This window comes from Senegalimassilia faecalis (genome assembly GCF_004135645.1).
In the GTDB taxonomy this organism is placed as follows: domain Bacteria; phylum Actinomycetota; class Coriobacteriia; order Coriobacteriales; family Eggerthellaceae; genus Senegalimassilia; species Senegalimassilia faecalis.
In genome coordinates this window covers 1,565,777-1,584,290 of sequence record NZ_SDPW01000001.1, presented here as the reverse complement: position 1 = coordinate 1,584,290, position 18,514 = coordinate 1,565,777, and the positions used below count along the sequence as shown (strand labels likewise).

Sequence of the window (18,514 nt, the reverse complement as noted above, 5' to 3'; positions counted from 1 at the left end):
AGGATACCCACATTGGCTATGAGCCTTTCCCTCGAAGGAAAAACACATCGCGAATGAATGGCTGCGAAAGATGAGGGAACAAAAGAAAAGCCGCCCGAAGGCGGCTTTCGATTTTGAATGGCGGGATGTACGAGACTTGAACTCGCGACCTCCGACGTGACAGGCCGGCGCTCTAACCAACTGAGCTAACACCCCAAGGTGAATGCTGCTGAAAGAAAATGGCGGGATGTACGAGACTTGAACTCGCGACCTCCGACGTGACAGGCCGGCGCTCTAACCAACTGAGCTAACACCCCGTTCAGCTGCGAGAATGTACTATACAGGAGATACCGACCCGACGCAAGAACTTTTTTTCAAAAAGTTTTGCCGATCCGAAATCCGGCCTTCCCCGGCCCCTACACACGCTCGACAAGCATGTCGGGAAAGCATAACAAACGGCGGAAAGACGAAGCTGGTGCCGCAAAGTGGGACAAAGGGACTGTCCCTTTGTCCCACAAACCTAACGAATGACCTGTCCCCTTGTCAGGTTATTTTGCGCGCTGGTCGATGCGGGTCATGGACAGCACGCGCAGCGACTGGCCCGCGGTGGGCGGCTCGATGGACTGCGTCCAAGCGTTGTCCAGCAAAAACGCCAGCGGCACCTCTTCGGGTTCCTGGCCTGCTTCGTCAGCCGCCAGCGCGGGGCCGTTGACCTGCTCCAGGCACGCCGCCAACAACTTGTCGGGGCGCAGGCTGCCTGTGGGCTTCTGCTCGAGCGTGAACGTGAGCGCGCTGCCCTCAAGCACCATGTCGCCCACCAGAAACTCAGCGACGTTGAGCACCTTCTCCTTTTTCTTGCGGATAATGCGCACCTGCGCCGGCACCGGCAGCTGAGCCGGGGCCGCCGACAGGATGGCTCGATACGTGCTCAGCGGGAACGCGGCCGAGGCGGCGGGCGCCTTCGGCTCGATGTAGACGCACTCCTTCACCATCAGGTCGGGCACGCTTGCCGCTTGCAGAGCCGCCAGCGCCTCGTCGGGGCGCACGTAGCGCACAAGCTGCAGGTCGACCATCTCGTGCGTGCCGCCCACGCCCACCGGCAGCGCCGCGCCGAACGCGATCTTCATATGCGGGCTGAAGCCCTGCGACACGGCGAAGGGAAGCTGCGCGCGGCGCACAGCGCGTTCGAGCGCGCGGGCAATCTCAAGGTGCGAAAGCAACGCCAGGCGCCCTTGCTTGGCGAACGTGATGCGCATGCGAAGCGTTTGCTGCTCGGCCATTATTCCTCCCCTCGCTCAGCTGCGGACGCGACAGCGGGCGCAGCATCGCTAGACGCATCAGCGACGGAAGTCGCGTCAGCTGCAGCACCGTCACCAACACCGGAAACGACAACATCATTGTCAGCAACAACAGCCGACGCAACCTTGTTAGCTGCAGCAATATCTTGTCCAGTGGCGACCACCGTCGTTTCGCCGGCTTCCGCCTGGCCAGACGCACCGGCGACGCCCACAGAAGCAGCGGCGCCTTCGCCAGCCTCATCTGCATGCGCGTTCGAGCCACTAGCGATGCGCGGCTGCGCCAGCTGGTTGTCCACGCCTAAGCCCGGGCACGCGCCGCACGCGGCGCAGCGCTCGAACGTGCAGTCCGGCGTGGTGCGCTCGGCCGCCGCCTTCTTGCGCTCGTGCGCCAAAAAGCGCGTGGACACGCCCGTGGAAATGTGCTCCCACGGCATGACGTAGCTGGTATCGTAGCTGGTCTGGGCCACCACGGCGGGGTCAAGCCCCACTTCGGTTGCCGCATCGCGCCACGCCTGCTCGCGAAAGTGCTCTGTCCAGGCATCGAAGCGCGCGCCGCGGCGCCACGCGGCCTCCACCCACGCCGCCGCCTGCCTGCCGCCGCGGCTCATGACGGCCTCGACGAAGCTGGTGGACGGGTCGTGCCAGTGCACGTCGATGGCGCGGTACTTCACGGAACGGCGCAGCAGCGCAACGCGACGCAGCGCCTCTTCCGGCGCGATCTGCCCGTCCCACTGAAACGGCGTCTGGGCCTTCGGCACGAACAGCGCGCACGACACCGACATGCGGATGTTGCCGCGCTGCTCCACGGGCACGGCCTTCTTCGCGCGATCGTAAGCGCGCTGCACCAGGCTGGCGATGCCCTTGATGTCGTCGTCGGTTTCAGTGGGCAGGCCGATCATGAAGTACAGCTTGCAACGGCGCCATCCCGCGCCGAACGCCGCATCGATGGCCCCGAACAGGTCGTCTTCGGTCACCTGCTTGTTGATGACGTCGCGCAGACGCTGCGTGCCGGCTTCGGGCGCGAACGTCAGGCCGCCTTTCTTCTGCCCGGCCACCAGGCCCGCCATGTCCACGCCGAAGCTGTCCAGGCGCTGCGACGGCACGGAAATGCGCACGCCCTTCCCCTCGAACTGCTTGTTCAGGCGCGTGAGGATGTCGGCGATCTGCGAGTGGTCGGTCGACGACAGCGACGTAAGGCTGACCTCGTCATAGCCTGTTTCCGCCAGGCCTTCGATGACCGAGTTCACGATGTTGTCGGCCGAGCGCTCGCGCACGGGGCGGTACATCATGCCCGCCTGGCAGAAGCGGCAACCGCGGGCGCACCCGCGCAGCACCTCCACGTTCAGGCGATCTTGCACCACCTCGGTGAATGGCACGATGCACGGCTCCCACCCGGGGCTTTCCGCGAACCCCTCGAACACGCGCTTCTGGATGTGCGCAGGCAGGCCCTCTTCGACCGGCTCAATCCAGCTGCCCGCCTGCTGCGCTTCCTCGGCGCTGCGCCAGCGGTACAGGCTGGGCACGTAGTAGCCCTCCATGTGCGCCAGGGCGCGCAGGATGTCGGCGCGCTTGGCGCCTTCACCGCGCATGCGGCGGATGACCTGCAAGCATTCGGGCAGCGTCTCCTCGCCTTCGCCGATGATGAAGAAGTCGAAAAACGGCGCGTACGGCTCGGGGTTGAACGTGCACGGACCGCCGGCGATCACGAAGATGTCGTCTTCGCCGCGGTCTTGGGCATGCAGCGGGATGCCCGCCAGGTCAAGCGCCTCAAGCACGTTCGTGGCCACCAGCTCGTGCGACAGCGTGACGCCAAGCGCATCGAACTCGGCCACGGGCGCGCAGCTTTCGATGGAGAACAGCGGCAGGCCCTCGCGGCGCATGGTGTCGCAGAATTCCGCCGCCGGCAGAAACGCACGCTCGGCCACCATGCCGTCCACGGCGTTCACCACGTTCACCAAGATGCGCAGCGCCTGGTTGGCCTGCCCCAGCTCGTAGGTGTCCGGGTACATCATGCAGAACCTGAAGTCGGCTTCGAGCTTGTACACGCAGCCAAACTCGTGGTTCAAGTAGCGCGCCGGACGCTCGGCGCTTGCCAGCAGCGGCTCAAGCCGCGGCCACAAATCTGTCACGTTATCCCCCTTGATTCTGCCCGCAGGCCACATGACCTGGGCTTTTCACGAAATACGGAATGACCGCGAGAACAATCGGGCACGCTTTGCAACGCGCCCGGAGCTTGCTATTTGGACATGAGCGGCTGCCGCCGCGCCTTACCGGCCCAGCTTCGCGCGCAGGCCCGCCACCGCGTCGCCGGCTTTCTGGCGCACGGCGTCCACCGCGGCCGCGCCGTTTTCGGCGGCCGCGCCCGCGGCCTGCTTCGCCACGGCGGCAACCACCTTGTCGCGCGCGCCAGCCACGTACTCGGCGAACTTCGCCACCGTCGGGCCGCCCGCATAGTACTCGATGGCCGCGCGGCCCATGGCCTGCGTGCCCGAATACCCCACGGCAGCCTTCACGGCCCAGCCAAGCACGGGCACGGCAGCCGTAAGCTGGCGCGCCACCGTGCGGCACGCGAACGCGCCGCCCACCAGCGCCGCAAGCTCGCGCACGCGGCCGGCGTCAAGCGACTGACCGTAGGCGGCCGAAATCTGCAGCAACATCTTTGCCTGGTTGAGCGTCATGACGGGCAAATCGGCGCCCGGAATCAAAAACAGCAGGCCAACACCGGCGTTTTGCACGGCCGTGGCGTTGACGGTTTCCAGCGCCAGCGGACGGCGCACGAACGGGAATGCCCAGGCAAACGCCAGACGCTTGCCCCTGCACGCCGCCGCAACCCACGCGCCCATGCGCGCATCAAGCGTGGCGCGCGCTTCTTCGGTCAGCTCGATGGGTTCGTGAATACCCACGTCGTCGTCTTGCGGCGGCTTCGGAGCGCCCCACGATGCGCCGATGGCCGGCGCGCTTGCCGCGGCGGTGGACACGTGCTCGTACACCTTCGCCGTCAGCTTCGGCGCAACGATGTCCGCCTCGGGAATGGCGTTGCCCGCGGCCTTCGCGATGGCGGCCACCAACTGCGGCAACGTGGTTGCCACCATGGTGGGCACGCCCGCCGCGCGGCACGCTGCCGCGCACGCCCCCACGCGCTCGTCAAGGCCGGCCACAATGGCGGCCATGTCGTCGTCAGGATTGGGCTCGAACAGGCGTCCGTCCAGGTAGATGAGCGATACACGCGCCGTTTCCGATGCGCTGGCAAACGCCTGGCGCACGTGGGCCTGCACGTCGCCGGGCGCGCTGGGGTCCACATACACGCTGACGGAGATAGGCACCGCGCGCGCGGCCTCGACGTTGACGGCCTCTTCAAGCACCGCCCCGATATCCACAGGAAGCTGCATGGCGTTCCTTTCCTAGTGCTGTTTAAGCGCGGAGTTGTGCGTCCACACCGACCCAATCATGCCGAGCATGAAGAAATTCACCACCATGAACGACGAGCCGTAGCTCATGAACGGCAGCGGAATGCCCGTGATGGGCATAAGGCCGCAGTCCATGCCGATGTTCTCGAGAATCTGGAACAGCCACATCCCCACCACGCACATGACGATGACCATGCCGAACAGGTCGCCGGCACCGCGCGCTATGCGAAAGCATATCAAAACGAGCGCCGCGTACAGGCCCAGCAGCACCAGCGCCCCGAAAAACCCCAGCTCTTCTGCAAGCACGCAGAAGATGAAGTCGGTGGGCGCCTCGGGCAAAAGTCCCAGCGAGTGCTGCGTACCCTGGAACAGGCCTTTCCCGAACAACCCGCCCGAGCCGATGGCCACCTTCGCCTGTTGCAGGTTGTAGCCCTCGTCGGTGGTTGCCGTGCCCGACTGGTCCATGAACACCAGCAGGCGGTTGCGCTGGTACTGCTTGAGCAGCTTGTATTCTCCCGTTGAGGACTTGAACACCTCGTCGATGGCGAACACGGCGGCGATGGCCGCTATGCCCACAGCCAGCGTGATAAGCAGGTATTTCGGGCGTGCACCACCCATGACCAGGGCGAACGCGGCAATGCACAGGTAAACCAGGCCCGTGCCCAAGTCGGGCTGCGTCATGATGCACACAAACGGCACCAGCATGATGCCTAAGGCCTTCAGGTACTCGCGCGGATCGTCAAGCCGCCCGCCGTAGCGCGCCATCACGGCCGCGTCCATCAGGATGACGGTGATCTTCGCGAACTCGCCGGGCTGGATCTGCATGCCCAGCTTGATCCAGCTTTTCGCGCCCATGCCCGCGTCGGTGCCCAGGCCCGGGATGTGCGGCGACAGGATAAGCACCACGTTCACGATCAGAAACAGCGTGGTGTATTCCGACAGACGCCGGTAATCGAAGCGCCACATCAAGATCATGCAGATGACGCCCACGGCCACGCCGCCGATCTGGCGGCTGTACTGGTAGTCGGCGTCCACGCGCACGGCGGAATACACGATGGTCAGGCCATAGCCCACCAGCAGCACGATGACAACGAGGAACGGCAGGTTCAGCCACGGAAAGCGGCGCGAACGACCCGCCGAGCGCGACATGGATGCTTCCGGATGACGCAGCGAATTGATTTGAGGCAATTGCGGCATGGTGCTCCCCCTTTCCGTTAGTCCGAACGTCCGCCTGACGTGCTTTTGCCGGCGCCTTCCAGCGAACGGCCCGACGAACCTTCGATGGTTCCCACATCACCCGATGCGGAATCGGACGCAAGCGCAGCCGCCATGACCTTCGCGGCAATGGGACCGGCAACCGCCGAACCGCCGCCGCCATGCTCAACCAGGCACGCCGCCACGTACTTCGGGTTGTCGTAGGGCGCGTAGCAGGCGAACCACGCCGTATCTTCCATATCCGTATATTCTGCCGTGCCCGTTTTGCAGGCCACGGTTTCGGGATCGATGCCCTGCTCGTTGAAAAGCTTCGCGATGCTTTCGGTGTCGGTGGTGACGCCGCGCAGCGCGTTGCGGATGACGGCCAGGTCGCTCATGGACACGTCCGGCGTGTCAACCACCTGCGACTGATACGTCAACGCCACGTCGCCCGCGGCGTTGCGCACCTCTTTGAGCAGGTGAGGCTTGACGATGTTGCCCGACGCCAGGGCGCCATAGCCTACGGCAATCTCAAGCGGCGTGACCAGCACGTAGCCCTGGCCGATGCACATGTTCGTGTAGTCGCCGCCCTTCCACTGCGCGTCCTCGGGCGTGTCGCGGAAGTATCCGGCCTTCCACTCGGGCGTGGGAATGCGGCCGGCCGCTTCGCCGGACAGGTCGATGCCGGTGGTTTGGTCAAGGCGATACTTCTTCAGGAAGTCCTGCAGAAGCGTGGCCGACTTGCCCTTGTTCGCGCCGGCGTCCCAGAACTTGTAGCCGATGTCGTAGAACACGACGTCGCACGAGTTCACGATGCCGCCGCGCAGATCAAGCGTGCCGTGGCCGCCTTCCTTCCAGCATTTCTGCACATCGCCGGAATTGAAGCCGTCCCACTCGCCCGTGCACGTCCACGTTTCGTCGGCCGTTGCCATGCCGTTTTCAAGCGCGGCCAGGCCGGTGAAGGCCTTGTACGTGGATGCGGCCGGGTACGTGCCCTGCACAGCTCGGTTGAGCAGCGGGCTGAACGCCTCGGTTGATTGCAGCAAGTCAAGCTCGTCCTGCGTGATGCCGCCGACGAACGTGGAAGGCGTGAACGTGGGATAGCTGGAAAGCGCGATGATGCTGCCGTCGGTGACGTCCATGACCACCACGGCGCCGCCCGTGCCTTTGCCCGAGCCAATAGCCCCGCCATCAGGGCAAATAGTGTCCGCAAGCGCTTTGTCGGCAGCGTACTGCACCGACGACTTCAGCGTCAGGTACACGTCCGATCCCTTGACAGGCTGCGTTTCGCTGACCACTTCCACCACGTTGCCCTGCGCGTCGGCCATGACCTTGCGCTCGCCGTGGTCGCCGGCAAGCAGGTTGTCGTACATCTGCTCGACGCCGCTTCTGCCTACCGCATCGCCCAGCTCCAAATCGCGGCCTTCGGCCACGCTGGCCACGTCGTCGGCCGTGACGCTGCCCGTGTAGCCCACCGCGTGCGCCGCCAGCGCGCCGTGCGGGTAATCGCGCACCGTGCGCGTTTGCACGGTGATGCCCGGGAACGCGTCGGCGTGCTCGGCGATGAACGCCACGTTGCGCATGCTGGCGTCGCTTGCCACCACGCGCTGGCTTTGCGCGCCGGAAGTGGAGTCCTTGATGCGCTTGCGCACGATGCCGTCGGGCACGCCAAGCACCGTGGACAGGCGCGCCACCACATCGTGGTCGTCGGCCACGTCGGGGTCGGCAAGCACCGTCAGCGACGTGCGGTTTTTCACGATGGCGTTGCCGTCGGCGTCAAGGATGTAGCCGCGCGGGGCCGGCGTGTACACGGTGGTGTATTGGTTATCTTCCGATTCGCGCTTGAATGCGTCGCCGGAAAGCACCTGCATGCTCCACAGCTTCGTGGCAAGCGTGCCGAAGATAGCGCCCGCCAAAATGCCCACAGCCACGAAACGAGATTTCAGGCTGTCGGCAGGATTCGCCACCGGTTGAGCGGGCGATGCGCCGCGCGCCACGCCGCCGGCAGGAACGCGGTGCGAATCGGGCAGCGACGATTTCACGCCCACCGATTGAATGGAGCGCACATCGCGCTTCACGCTGACGTTTTCGGTTTTGCGGCCGCGCAACACCACGTACAGCACCACCAAAATGGCGGCAACGACGATAAGCGCGATGATAGCGGCGATGATTGCTGAAAGCATGCCGCCTCCTTAGCGAAGCTTCGGCGTGCGCAACCCGCGGTCCTGGGTACCGCCCGCCAGAAGGCGCACCATCACGAAGTACAGCACTAGCCCCACGGCGCAATCGTACAGCGCGCACGGCAGCGCGCGCGTGACCAGGGCTTCCACAGGGTTTGCCGCCAAGCCGCACGCCATAAGCAGCATGCCATAGGCCAACTCGGCCAAAAGCGCGCAGGCCACGAAAATGGCAAGCGGCATGAACAGCGTGTCGTTGTCCATAAGCGAGAACACGCGCGAGGCGATGAAGCATGCGATGACCAGCAGAAGCGCCATGCCGCCGACCGGGCCCGTGCCCGTCAGGTCGTACAGCAGGCCCATGACAAACGGCAGCACCGGGCCCGCCTCGTTCGGGATAACGATGGCCACCACGATGGCGTACGCCAGAAGAAAGTTCGGCTGCGCGGAGAACAGCGCGATGGCGGGGGCCAGGGCGATCTGCAGCACGAAGGCCACGATGGCGCCGATGACTAGCACGAAGTTGTTCTTCTCTGCCATAGGTTAGCGCCCCCCTTCGCTTGACGTTGCATTCGCGTTCGTCGAGTTGTTCGACCCGTTTGAATTGTTCGAGTTGCCAGAAGATGCGGATGCGTTGCTTGAGTTCGAGCTAGTGGCGCCACTCGACGACGAGCTGGCGTTCGAGCCCGAAGACGTGCCGGTCGATGCGGAGCTGCCCGAGCCGGAAGTCGACGAGCTGCTTGCGCCCGACGCGCTTGAGGCGGAAGAGGACGAGGAATCGTCGTCATCGGCCGATGCGCCTACGCTGGAAACCACCAGCACGTCCTCAAGCGTGGAGATGGCGTCGTTCGGCGAAACCACGGCGCGGCGCGACGTGTCGCCCTGCTGCGCGTCCACCTTCACCACCGTGCCGATGATAAGCCCGCGCGCATAGCTGCCGCCAAGGCCCGACGTGACAACGACGTCTCCCACGTTCACCTCAGCGTCGGCGTCAAGGTCTTCCAGGTACAGAAGGCCCACCAGGCTGCCGCGCAAGATGCCCTCCGCGCGGCTTGACTGCACCATGGCCGCCGCGCCCGACTGCGGGTCGGTCAGCAGGCGCACCGTTGCCGTGTGCGAGGACGTGGACACGATCTGCCCTACAACGCCCGACGTGCCCAGAACCGTCTGACCAGTGGAAACGCCGTCGTCCGAGCCCTTGTTGATGATGACCGTCTGGCTCCAGGCCTCGGAGCTGCGCCCGATGACGCGCGCGCCCGTGCCTTCGATCTGGTACGTGTCTTTCAGGTCAAGCAGCTTCTGCAGACGCTGCGCTTCCTGCTTGTACTCTTCCATTTGGGAATACTGCTGCACCAGCTGCTCGTTGTATTCGCGCAAGCCCGAAAGCGTGCTTTGATCGGCCGTGATGTTGTCCACCGTGTCGCCGACCGTGGAAGTGGCCGACTCGATGGAGCCGCCCACGATGCGCAGCGGGCTGACCGCGCCGGACACGGCCGACTGCAGCGTGTGCAGCGGGCCGGTTTCGCCTTCGCGCCCGTACACCGTCATCATGACGACGGATGCGACGATAAGCCCAATGAGCAGAACTCGGCGCATAAGCGCCGAGCCTTGTTGTTGAAAATTGAGTGCCATAACCTAAGGCTTGTCCTATTTCGAGCGCATGAGCGTCTGCTTGAGCGCCTGCGGGGTCTCAAGAACCTTCAGGCAACCCATAACCACGTTCGTCAGCGCCGTTTCGCTTACCCACACGGGAATTTCCAGCTTGTCGGTAAGGTAGCGGTCCAAACCGGAAAGAAGTCCGCCGCCGCCCGTAAGCAGGATGCCGTTCTGGATGATGTCGGAGGCCAGGTCAGGGTTCGTTTTCTTGAACGTTTCCTTGATGTGCACCACCATTTCCTCGCACGGGGCGATAAGCGCCTGGCGCACGTCCTCGGACTGGATGGTGACTTCCTTGGGCTGCTCGGTGATGACGTCCTGACCGGAGATGATCATGTCACGTTCGCGGCCGTCCTCGAACGGCAGGATGGAGCCGATTTTGATTTTGATGATCTCGGCCGTACGCTCGCCGATCTTGATGCCCAGAAGGTCGCGCAGGTGCATGGCGATGGCCTCGTCCATGCGGTTGCCGGCCAAGCGCAGGCTGGAAGACGTGACGATGCCGCCAAGCGAGATGACGGCCACCTCGGTGGTGCCGCCGCCGATGTCCACCACCATGGAGCCGGTAGGCTCGGTGACGGGCAGGTCGGCGCCCATGGCGGCGGCCATGGGTTCCTCGATCAGGTATGCTTGGCGCGCGCCCGCCTGCACGGCCGCTTCGAACACGGCGCGCTTCTCCACGGAGGTTGCGCCGCACGGAATGCAGATGACGATGCGCGGCTTGGCCTGCCACGGGTACTTGCGCGGCGCGGCCTTGTTGATGAATGCGCTGATCATGGCCTCGGTGACGTCGTAATCGGCCACCACGCCGTCATGCAGCGGATGCTCGGCGGAAAATGCGTCGGGCGTATGGTTGATCATGTTCTTGGCTTCGTGGCCGACGGCCAACACGCGATGCGTGCTTTTCTCGATAGCCACAACGGAAGGCTCGTTGACCACAATGCCCTCGCCCGGGATGGCGACCAGGGTATTCGCGGTGCCAAGGTCAATGGCCATGTCACACGACATCTGGCCAGTGAGCCCCGAGAAAAAATCCAAGAATGACATTTAGGCAAACCCCTTGTGCTACGTTTCTAGTGAAACCCGATTCTAGCACAGGGCATTTGCGCCCTCATCACATGCGCAAGGAAATCCATCAGGGACACGCATTAAGCATTTTCCCCGCGATATGTGCGCCAAGCAACAGCAAGAGCGCTCGCAACCGTGCGGTCACAAGCGCTCTTTCAAGCACGTTCACCTTTTACTGCGTTTGCGCGGTTAGGCGTTCACGTAGATGTAGATGATGCGGATGGTGTCGGCTAGGTTGCCGGAGGCGTTGGCTGTGCTGTAGTCGTACAGCAGCACGCTTGACCAGTCGTGCGACGCGCCGTTGATGTCCACCTGGCCGCTGAACGAGCAGTTCTCCTTCACCAGCGTGGTGCCGTCGGTGGCGTACGTGGAGTACGCCGTCTTGTCGGTGGGCAGCGTGGCCGCGCCATCGACCACGGGCACGCCCGCGTCGCGCAGCGTCTTTTCCACCACGTGCTCGTTCTTCACCGCATCGGCGAAGCTGAGCGACCCGTATCCCAGCGACGCGGTGGCCGCGGAATAGCCCGCCTGGATGATCTTGCCGTCCTCGTTCAAGCCCAGGTACACGCTGGGCGTGCCGGAACGCGTATCGGCGGGCTCGGTGGTCAGCGCGATGGTGACGCTTTTCTTCACGGCGTTGCCCTCTTCGTTCACGTCTTTGCTGGACGTGACGGTAGCGCCGTGTTTCAGCTGCTCAACGGCCTGGTCCTGCGTCATGCCCAGCACGCTGGCCAGGTTGGGCACCTCGGTTTTCTTCGCCGTGGCCGACGCGGCGTCCTTGCCGGAATTATCCTGCGACAGGTTGCCCACGTCGGTGGACTGCTGCTGCGCCTGGGTTTGCTGCACCATGGCGCGGCTGGACTCGTTAGCCAGCTGCCAGGCGTAATAGCCCAGCGCGCAGATGAGCGCGATTAGCAGCACCACAATGACCACCAGCACCTTGCGCACGCGGCGCGACTTCTTCAGGTGCGGATGCTCTTCCACCACCGCGGCCACGCGGCCGTGCTTGCCGCGCACGTGCACGGGGTCGGGCGCGGGAGCGGGAATCTCGTCGCCGAACACGGGCTCGTCGCGCGGCTCTAAGCTTTCCACCGGGTCGGCGTAGTCTTCGCTGGTGTCGCCCTGGTACTTGAAACCGCCCGCGTGCGCGCCGTGGCTGGCGGGCACGGGCGCGAACGCTTCGGTCAGGCCCAGGTTCGTGTCGCCATCGACCGTGCCGTTGTCGGCGAAGCTGCCACCGGCACCGATGGGCGCGAACGCCTCGGTCAGGCCAAGCGACGTATCTTGATCAGGTTGTTCTTTGCGAGCGCCACGGGCTACGTTGAAGCTGTGTTTAGACATGGTCTCACCTTCCTATTGCTGCAACTAGTGCATGAAGCACGTGAAGTACACGATGGCCGCCACGATGATGATGGCCACGCCGGCAAGCACGGCCTTCTGCATGCCCGACATGGGGCCGGCTTCCAGGTCCTCGAGCGTTTGCTCGTTGTAGTCGTCGGCCGGGCGAGCGGCGTGCTGGGGCGCTGCGGGCTTGGACTCGAAAGCACTCGCGGGCTCAGACGCGGGTTCCGGCTCGGGCTCGTAAACGGGCTCGCTTTCGCCAGACGGCGCTTCGGCTTTCCATTGCGCCTGGTCAGCAGGCATTTCTTCGACAGCTTCGGCCTGCACCTGGGGCGTTGTGGCGTACGCGCCTGCCTGAATGACCACGTCATCGTCTTCGCCGGCATTCACCGTGATGTGGGAAAAGCGCTTGTCGTCCGCCACGGGGGCCTCCTGCCTTGCTTTGCTTGCTTGCCGTCTGCGTTTACCCGCTGATTATATCGGATAGCCGCGCCGGGCCCGCGCGTGCGCGAGAAAAACCACGGAGCGCCGGCAACGCGCGGCGCGGGGCGCGGCCGTTGTGCGACAATAGCGCCATGCAACAACGCCATACATTAGTAAGAAAGGCGGTCTTCATGGACCTGGTCCAAGGACAGAACCTGCACGGGTTTACCGTGCTCACGGCCGAGCCGCTGCCCGAAATCGACGGCACGGCGTACACGCTTTTGCACAACGTCAGCGGCGCGAAGCTGCTGTACCTGCAAAACGCCGACGACAACAAGGCATTCTCCATCGCGTTTCGCACGCCGCCGGCCGACGACACGGGGGTGTTTCACATCCTGGAGCATTCCGTACTGTGCGGATCGGAGAAATTCCCGGTCAAAGAGCCGTTCGTCAACCTGCTGAAAACCAGCATGCAAACGTTTTTAAACGCCATGACGTTCGGCGACAAAACGCTATACCCCGTCGCGTCCACGAACGACCAGGACCTCATGAACCTGGCCGACGTGTACATGGACGCCGTGCTGCACCCCGATATCTACCGCAAGCGCCAGGTGTTCGAGCAGGAAGGCTGGCACTACGAGCTGGTGGCGGCCGATGAGGCTGGCGAAGGCGAAGCGGGCGCAGATAGCGAAGGAACCGGCGCCGAGGCGGCGGCGCGGCCGCAGCTTACGTACAACGGCGTGGTGTACAACGAGATGAAAGGCGCGCTGTCCGATGCGTCCAGCGTGCTGTACGACCAGCTGCAGGCAAGCCTGTTCCCCGACACGCCGTATGCGTTCGAGTCCGGCGGCACGCCCGAGGCTATCCCCACGCTAACCTACGAGCACTACCTGGAAGAGCACGAGCGCCACTACCGCCTGGACAACAGCTACCTAACGCTGTACGGCAACGTGGATTTGAACCGTATGCTGGCGTTTTTGGACGAGCGCTACCTGACGCCGGTGGCTGCTGAACAGGCGAAACGCGCTGCCGAGCGCGCGGCGGCCGGACTGGCGCCGCTTGAACCGCGCACGTTGCCCGAGCAGGCGCCCGTGTGCGCGCTGGGCGTTCGCCGCACCATGGCAACCGCGCCGGAAAACGCCTGCATGGGGCTGGGCTACGTTATCGGGCACGTGCGCGAGCGCACGCGCATCGTGGCCTGCGACATCCTGCTTGACGCCATCGCCGGCAGCAACGAGGCGCCGCTGAAGCGCGCGCTTCTGGATGCGGGCCTGGCCGGCGACGTGCAAGCTTACCTGGCCGATTCCGTGCAGCAGCCGTTCGCGGTCATCCAGCTGCGCGGGCTGGGCGAAGACGCACGCAAGCGGTTCCGCACCGTGGTGAACGACGAGCTTTCGCGCCTGGCCGCGGGCGGGCTTGACCATGCGCTGGTGGAGGCGTCGTTGTCGCGCGCCGAGTTCGTCATGCGCGAGCGCGACTTCGGCGTGGCAGACGGCGTTGCGCTGACCATGTCGGCGCTGTGCGGGTGGCTGTACGACGATGCGCTGGCTACCACGTACCTGCGCTACGAGGACGACTTCGCTTACCTGCGCCGCGCGCTTGACCAGGGGTATTTCGAGGAGCTTATCCGCAGCGTGTTTTTGGAAAGCCGCCACATGGCCGAGGTGGAAGTGGTCCCGGTCAAGCAGGCCGACGACGGCGAGGCCGCGCGCCTGGCAGCCGTGGCCGAGGGCTTTGCGCCCGAGGATTTCGCGCGCATTGAGGCCGAGGTGGCCGAACTGCGCCGCCTGCAGGAGACGCCCGATTCGCCTGAGGCGCTGGCAACGCTGCCGCAGCTGACGGTGGCCGACATTGGCCCGGCGCCCGTGGAACCCGCATATGGCCTGGTGGAGGGAACGCCGGTGCCGTGCATTCGTCATACGCTGCCCACGCGCGGGTTGGCGTACGCCTACCGCTACTTCGACATGAGCGCGCTTGCGTTCGAAGACCTGCCGTACGCGGCCGTGCTGAGCATCGTGCTGGGCAAGCTGGCCACGGGTTCGCACACTGCGTCCGAGATCGACACGCTCACGAACGGCAAGCTGGGCAACTTCTCGGTGTTCTGCGAGATTTACGAAGACGAAGCCGACCCGGCCACGTTCCGTCCCGTGTTCGTGGCGGGCGCGTCAGCGCTGGCGGAGAACATCGAGTGGCTGGCGAAGCTGCCGGGCGAGATTCTGGCGTCCACGCAGTTTACTGACACGGGCAAGATCCGCGACGCGCTCAAGCAGCGCCGCATCGGCATGGAGCAAAGCTTCGCGAACGCGGGGCACTCGGCAGCCATGGCGCGCCTGACGTCGTACTTCCTGCCGACAAGCGTGGTGCGCCAGCAGCTTGGCGGCGTGGGCTTCTACCAGTTCCTGAAAGATTTGCTGGAGCATTTCGACGAACGAGCCGATGATCTGGTGAAACGCCTGGGTGAAGTGTCGCACAAGCTGTTTGGCGCCGAAAACCTTACCATGTCGTTTGCCGGCGGCGATGCCGAGTTCGACCGCTTCTGGGAGTGCGCGGACATTTGCGCGCCCGAAAGCGAGCGCCCGGCGGCCGCGCTTGCGGTTCCCGAGCCGAAGGTGCTCAACGAGGCGTTCATCGTGCCCACCGACGTGTGCTACGTGGCCTGCGGCTACGACCGCCGCGCGCTCGGCGCGCCGTACACGGGCGCGTGGCAGATCGCGTCGCGCGTGCTGTCGTACGACTACCTGTGGAACGAGGTGCGCGTGAAGGGAGGCGCGTACGGCGCCGGGTTCCAGGCTGTGCGCTCGGGCACCGTGCGCTTCTATTCGTACCGCGACCCGCACCTCGACGAGACGCTTGCGCGCATGAACGCTACGCCCGCATGGCTGGCGGCGTTCGAGCCCACGCGCGAGGAGATGGACGGCTACATCGTCAGCACCGTGGCCGGGTTCGACACGCCGCTGAAGGCGCGCATGCTGGTGCGCCGCCAGGACGGCGATTTCTTCAGCCGCCGCAGCCCCGAGGCGCGCCCCGAGACGCGCCAGCAGATGATCGACACCACGCCCGAGCAGCTGCACCAGCTGGCCGGCACCATCGAAGGCGTGCTGGCGAAGGGCGCCCTGTGCGTGTTCGGCAACAAAGACATCATCGAGAGCGCCAAGGCCGACCTGCACGTGGTGGATTTGCTGAACGAGTAACGAGTTCGACTGGCGAAGCTGGTTGACAAGCTGGATGAGGCGAGATAGCAAGCGCCCCGCATTCCCGAACGGAATGCGGGGCGCTTTTGCGTGCGGGGGGGGGGTTCGTTGAGCTTGCTTCCGCTATTCCCCCGCGAACTCGTCCACGAAGTGCAGGATGATGGCGGCGCTGGTGGGGGTCATGCGTTCACCGGGTAGTTTGCGGGTGGCCGTGGGGATGCCGCGCGCGATGATGGCCGCCGTGGCCGGCGCGGGAATGGCCAGCTCGCCGTGAGCGCACATCACCGTGCCTTCGCCCGTTTGCGCCGGCGTTGCCACAATACGCTGCGGGTTTGCCTGCTCGATGGCCAGACACAGCAGCAACGTGTTGCGGATGCGCGCGCCGTCTCCCACCTCATGGAAGTGCGTTTCGCCAACCGCGCAACCGTGCGCCGCGGCCTCGGCCTCAGCCAGGATGGTGTACACCGCTCGCAAGTCGGCCTTCACGCGGTCGCTTACGGCCAGCGTATCGATGGTGGCCAGCACTTCGCCGATATTGTGGTGGTGCCGCTCGGGCACGCCCGCGGCGGCCGCCGCCTGCTCAAGCTGTTCGCGCGCACCTTCCGGTAACTGCAACAGCGTGTCACCCAGAAGTTGAGCGCGCGTGGCGTTCTCCGACAAATTCCAACGCAGCGTGTTCATGGCGCCGCCCCTTTCTTCGCGCGCGACTCCGCACGCCGATTCGATCATATGAGCCTGATAGCCCGCCCCGAAACCGTTGTCGATGTTCACAACGGAAACGCCCGAGGCGCACGAGTTCAGCATGGCCAGAAGCGCGGCCAGCCCGTTGAAGCTGGCGCCGTAGCCCACCGATGTGGGCACCGCGATGACCGGACATTTCGCCATGCCGCCCACCACGCTTGCAAGCGCGCCCTCCATGCCGGCCACTGCCACGATGGCCGCGGCGCCCGCAAGGTCGTCCGCATGCGCAAGCAGCCGGTGAATGCCGGCTACGCCCACGTCGTACAGGCGCACCACGCGCGAGCCAAGCACCTCGGCCGTGACGGCCGCCTCTTCGGCGCAGTAAAGGTCACTGGTGCCGGCGCACGCCACGGCAACGTAGCTTGCGCGCGCAGGCGCGGGAATGGCACCGTAAATGCCCAGCTTAGGAATGGGACGATACTCGAATGCAAGGCCGGCGGGCGCTTCGTCATCGGCTTGCGCCAGAAGGCAATCAACTTCGCGGGCTTTTTCTGCGTCAAGCCGCGTTACCAGCACGCATAGCTGACCAGCCGCAGCAAGCGCGCGGCAAATCTTGGCGATTTGCTCGGCCGTTTTGCCTGCGCCGTACACCACCTCGCCTGCGCCCGTGCGCGCCGCACGCTGCGTATCAACCTTCGCAAAATCCAAGTCGGTGAAGCCCTGCCCCGCAAGCATTCCTTCCGCCAATTCAGGCGTAAGCTCGCCTGCCGCCACGCGTTCAAGCATTTCGCGCATCCGCCGTTCGTCCAAGCCGTTCCCTTCCCTATCATCAATCGCTTCACTATGCTTTCGTGAATATTACACAACCTGAAGCTGGCTTCAGGTCAAGGCGCGTTCGCCAGCGTACACGAATTCGCTACGCAATAGCGCGCCCAAACGCAAAGCGGCCCCTGCGAAGTACGCAAGGGCCGCGTGATTGCAGGTTGCCGCTTGGCGCCCTGCCGCTAGTTCGTGGAAGTCGTAGTAGTTGCCGAATCGCTGGCAGCCGTGCTGGAGGAATTCCGGCCGGCCGTGGTGGCGGCAAGCGCCGCGGCAACGGGGTCGGTGGTGGTTGCCGTGTCGGCAGCGGTATCGGACTTGCCGGAATCCTTGCTGTCGGATTCGCTATCGCTTGAAGAAAGCGCGCCCGCCGTCAGCTTAATGCTGGATAGGTCCATTTTCTGGCCTAGCCACTTCTTCTGAATGACCGCAGCCACGCCATTGCTGTTCAGTGCGGAAAGTGCATTCGAAACGGCCTGCTTGAGCTGGGTGTTTCCGTCAAGCACGCCCACGGAGTACCCGCCGACGGACTGCATGAGCGCCACCATGTGCACATCCATGCCAGCGTTGTTCGCCACGTACGTGCCCACCACGGCATCGGCGGCCACATACTGCACCTGGCCCGACTGCAAGGAGGAGAACGCGCTCTTCAGGTCGTCGGTGGTGGTGATGGTGCTGTCGTCGTACTCGTTCGTCACGGCCCAGGCGCTGTTCGACGACACCTGCGCGGCAATTTTCGTGGCCGCGGTGTTCGTGGGCACCGTGGAGTTCGACGACTGCGCGAACAGGGCAACCGCCGTGGGCAGGTACGTGTCCGACGTCCAGAACGTGGCGGACGAATCGGCCTTGCTGACGCCCATGACCAGGTCAACCTTGCCCGACGACAACGCAGAAGCTGCCTCGGTTCCCACATCGGTGACTTCAAGCTTCAGGCCCAGCTGATCGGCCAGCGCCGCCGCCATGTCAACATCGATGCCGACGATTTTCGTGGAAGAGGAAGGCTGCCCGGCCAGCGGCGCGTTGCTGGCGTTCACGCCCACGCGCAGCACGCCCTCTTGCGCGATGGTTGGCTTGCTGACCTGCGGCGTTGCCTCGGGGGGAGAATAGGGCTCCTGCTGCTGCTGGCAACCCGCAGCCGTAAGCAACATGGCCGCCGCGCACGCAACCGCAGCGCAACATGCCGCAAAGCGCTTGAAATGCTTCATACCGAACTTCCTCCATCTAGTTCTTGAAAAGGCTTCTTTCGACTGACCTAGTTTTTGACCCCACACTCGCGCACC

Annotated in this window: 13 protein-coding genes and 2 tRNA genes; 1 reads left to right on the top strand and 14 read right to left on the bottom strand. The window is 64.6% G+C overall.

Annotated features, from left to right (window positions below; all coding sequences use genetic code 11):
- Positions 1-118: 118 nt before the first annotated feature.
- The 12 genes from ET524_RS06685 to ET524_RS06630 form a co-directional block, all read right to left on the bottom strand.
- Positions 119-195: transfer RNA gene (locus tag ET524_RS06685), tRNA-Asp, on the bottom strand.
- 24 nt (positions 196-219) lie between these two features.
- Positions 220-296, bottom strand: a tRNA-Asp gene (locus ET524_RS06680).
- 231 nt (positions 297-527) lie between these two features.
- Positions 528-1,259: a TIGR03936 family radical SAM-associated protein gene (locus tag ET524_RS06675; protein ID WP_129424311.1), complete on the bottom strand. Its 732-nt coding sequence runs from the start codon at positions 1,257-1,259 to the stop codon at positions 528-530.
- On the bottom strand, positions 1,259-3,406 hold the full coding sequence (locus tag ET524_RS06670; RefSeq protein ID WP_236648273.1) for a TIGR03960 family B12-binding radical SAM protein: 2,148 nt from the start codon (positions 3,404-3,406) through the stop codon (positions 1,259-1,261). The genes ET524_RS06675 and ET524_RS06670 overlap by 1 nt, the downstream gene beginning before the upstream one ends.
- Positions 3,407-3,544: 138 nt before the next feature.
- The gene (locus ET524_RS06665) at positions 3,545-4,666 is read right to left on the bottom strand and encodes a hypothetical protein (RefSeq protein WP_129424309.1); all 1,122 of its coding nucleotides are present in this window, start codon (positions 4,664-4,666) and stop codon (positions 3,545-3,547) included.
- Between the two features lie 12 nt (positions 4,667-4,678).
- Positions 4,679-5,881: an FtsW/RodA/SpoVE family cell cycle protein gene (locus ET524_RS06660; RefSeq protein WP_129424307.1), complete on the bottom strand. Its 1,203-nt coding sequence runs from the start codon at positions 5,879-5,881 to the stop codon at positions 4,679-4,681.
- Positions 5,882-5,898: 17 nt separating this feature from the next.
- Positions 5,899-8,061: a penicillin-binding protein 2 gene (gene mrdA, locus ET524_RS06655; RefSeq protein WP_129424305.1), complete on the bottom strand. Its 2,163-nt coding sequence runs from the start codon at positions 8,059-8,061 to the stop codon at positions 5,899-5,901.
- Positions 8,062-8,070: 9 nt separating this feature from the next.
- Entirely contained in the window at positions 8,071-8,595 is a 525-nt protein-coding gene (gene mreD / locus ET524_RS06650) for a rod shape-determining protein MreD (RefSeq protein ID WP_129424303.1), read from the bottom strand.
- A gap of 3 nt (positions 8,596-8,598) precedes the next feature.
- Positions 8,599-9,687 carry a rod shape-determining protein MreC gene (gene mreC, locus ET524_RS06645; RefSeq protein WP_129424301.1) on the bottom strand — a complete coding sequence of 363 codons (1,089 nt, stop codon included), beginning with the start codon at positions 9,685-9,687 and terminating at the stop codon, positions 8,599-8,601.
- Between the two features lie 15 nt (positions 9,688-9,702).
- A complete protein-coding gene (gene mreB / locus ET524_RS06640) occupies positions 9,703-10,749 on the bottom strand; it encodes a rod shape-determining protein (RefSeq protein ID WP_374047757.1) in 1,047 nt (348 codons plus the stop codon).
- A gap of 219 nt (positions 10,750-10,968) precedes the next feature.
- Positions 10,969-12,120: a histone-lysine N-methyltransferase gene (locus tag ET524_RS06635; protein ID WP_129424299.1), complete on the bottom strand. Its 1,152-nt coding sequence runs from the start codon at positions 12,118-12,120 to the stop codon at positions 10,969-10,971.
- A gap of 24 nt (positions 12,121-12,144) precedes the next feature.
- Positions 12,145-12,543, bottom strand: a complete 399-nt coding sequence (locus ET524_RS06630; RefSeq protein ID WP_129424297.1) for an SURF2 Surfeit locus protein 2 — start codon at positions 12,541-12,543, stop codon at positions 12,145-12,147.
- A 191-nt stretch (positions 12,544-12,734) separates the two neighbouring features.
- Between ET524_RS06630 and ET524_RS06625 the strand changes: the two genes are divergently transcribed.
- Positions 12,735-15,734 (top strand): insulinase family protein, encoded by a 3,000-nt coding sequence (locus tag ET524_RS06625; protein WP_129424295.1) that lies wholly within the window; start codon positions 12,735-12,737, stop codon positions 15,732-15,734.
- A gap of 123 nt (positions 15,735-15,857) precedes the next feature.
- Here the strand turns inward: ET524_RS06625 and larB are convergent, their stop codons facing one another.
- Together larB and ET524_RS06615 are read right to left on the bottom strand one after the other, a co-directional pair.
- Complete coding sequence (gene larB / locus ET524_RS06620; protein ID WP_129424293.1) at positions 15,858-17,225, bottom strand: nickel pincer cofactor biosynthesis protein LarB; 1,368 nt, start codon at positions 17,223-17,225, stop codon at positions 15,858-15,860.
- 194 nt (positions 17,226-17,419) lie between these two features.
- Positions 17,420-18,439: a substrate-binding periplasmic protein gene (locus ET524_RS06615; protein ID WP_129424291.1), complete on the bottom strand. Its 1,020-nt coding sequence runs from the start codon at positions 18,437-18,439 to the stop codon at positions 17,420-17,422.
- Positions 18,440-18,514 lie beyond the last annotated feature (75 nt).

What these genes read in the sequence shown, in the direction of transcription:
- ET524_RS06675 (WP_129424311.1), bottom strand. Translation starts at nt 1,259, where the DNA reads ATGGCCGAGCAGCAAACGCTTCGCATGCGCATCACGTTCGCCAAGCAA.
- ET524_RS06665 (WP_129424309.1), bottom strand. Translation starts at nt 4,666, where the DNA reads ATGCAGCTTCCTGTGGATATCGGGGCGGTGCTTGAAGAGGCCGTCAAC.
- ET524_RS06660 (WP_129424307.1), bottom strand. Translation starts at nt 5,881, where the DNA reads ATGCCGCAATTGCCTCAAATCAATTCGCTGCGTCATCCGGAAGCATCC.
- mrdA (WP_129424305.1), bottom strand. Translation starts at nt 8,061, where the DNA reads ATGCTTTCAGCAATCATCGCCGCTATCATCGCGCTTATCGTCGTTGCC.
- mreD (WP_129424303.1), bottom strand. Translation starts at nt 8,595, where the DNA reads ATGGCAGAGAAGAACAACTTCGTGCTAGTCATCGGCGCCATCGTGGCC.
- mreC (WP_129424301.1), bottom strand. Translation starts at nt 9,687, where the DNA reads ATGGCACTCAATTTTCAACAACAAGGCTCGGCGCTTATGCGCCGAGTT.
- ET524_RS06635 (WP_129424299.1), bottom strand. Translation starts at nt 12,120, where the DNA reads ATGTCTAAACACAGCTTCAACGTAGCCCGTGGCGCTCGCAAAGAACAA.
- ET524_RS06625 (WP_129424295.1), top strand. Translation starts at nt 12,735, where the DNA reads ATGGACCTGGTCCAAGGACAGAACCTGCACGGGTTTACCGTGCTCACG.
- ET524_RS06615 (WP_129424291.1), bottom strand. Translation starts at nt 18,439, where the DNA reads ATGAAGCATTTCAAGCGCTTTGCGGCATGTTGCGCTGCGGTTGCGTGC.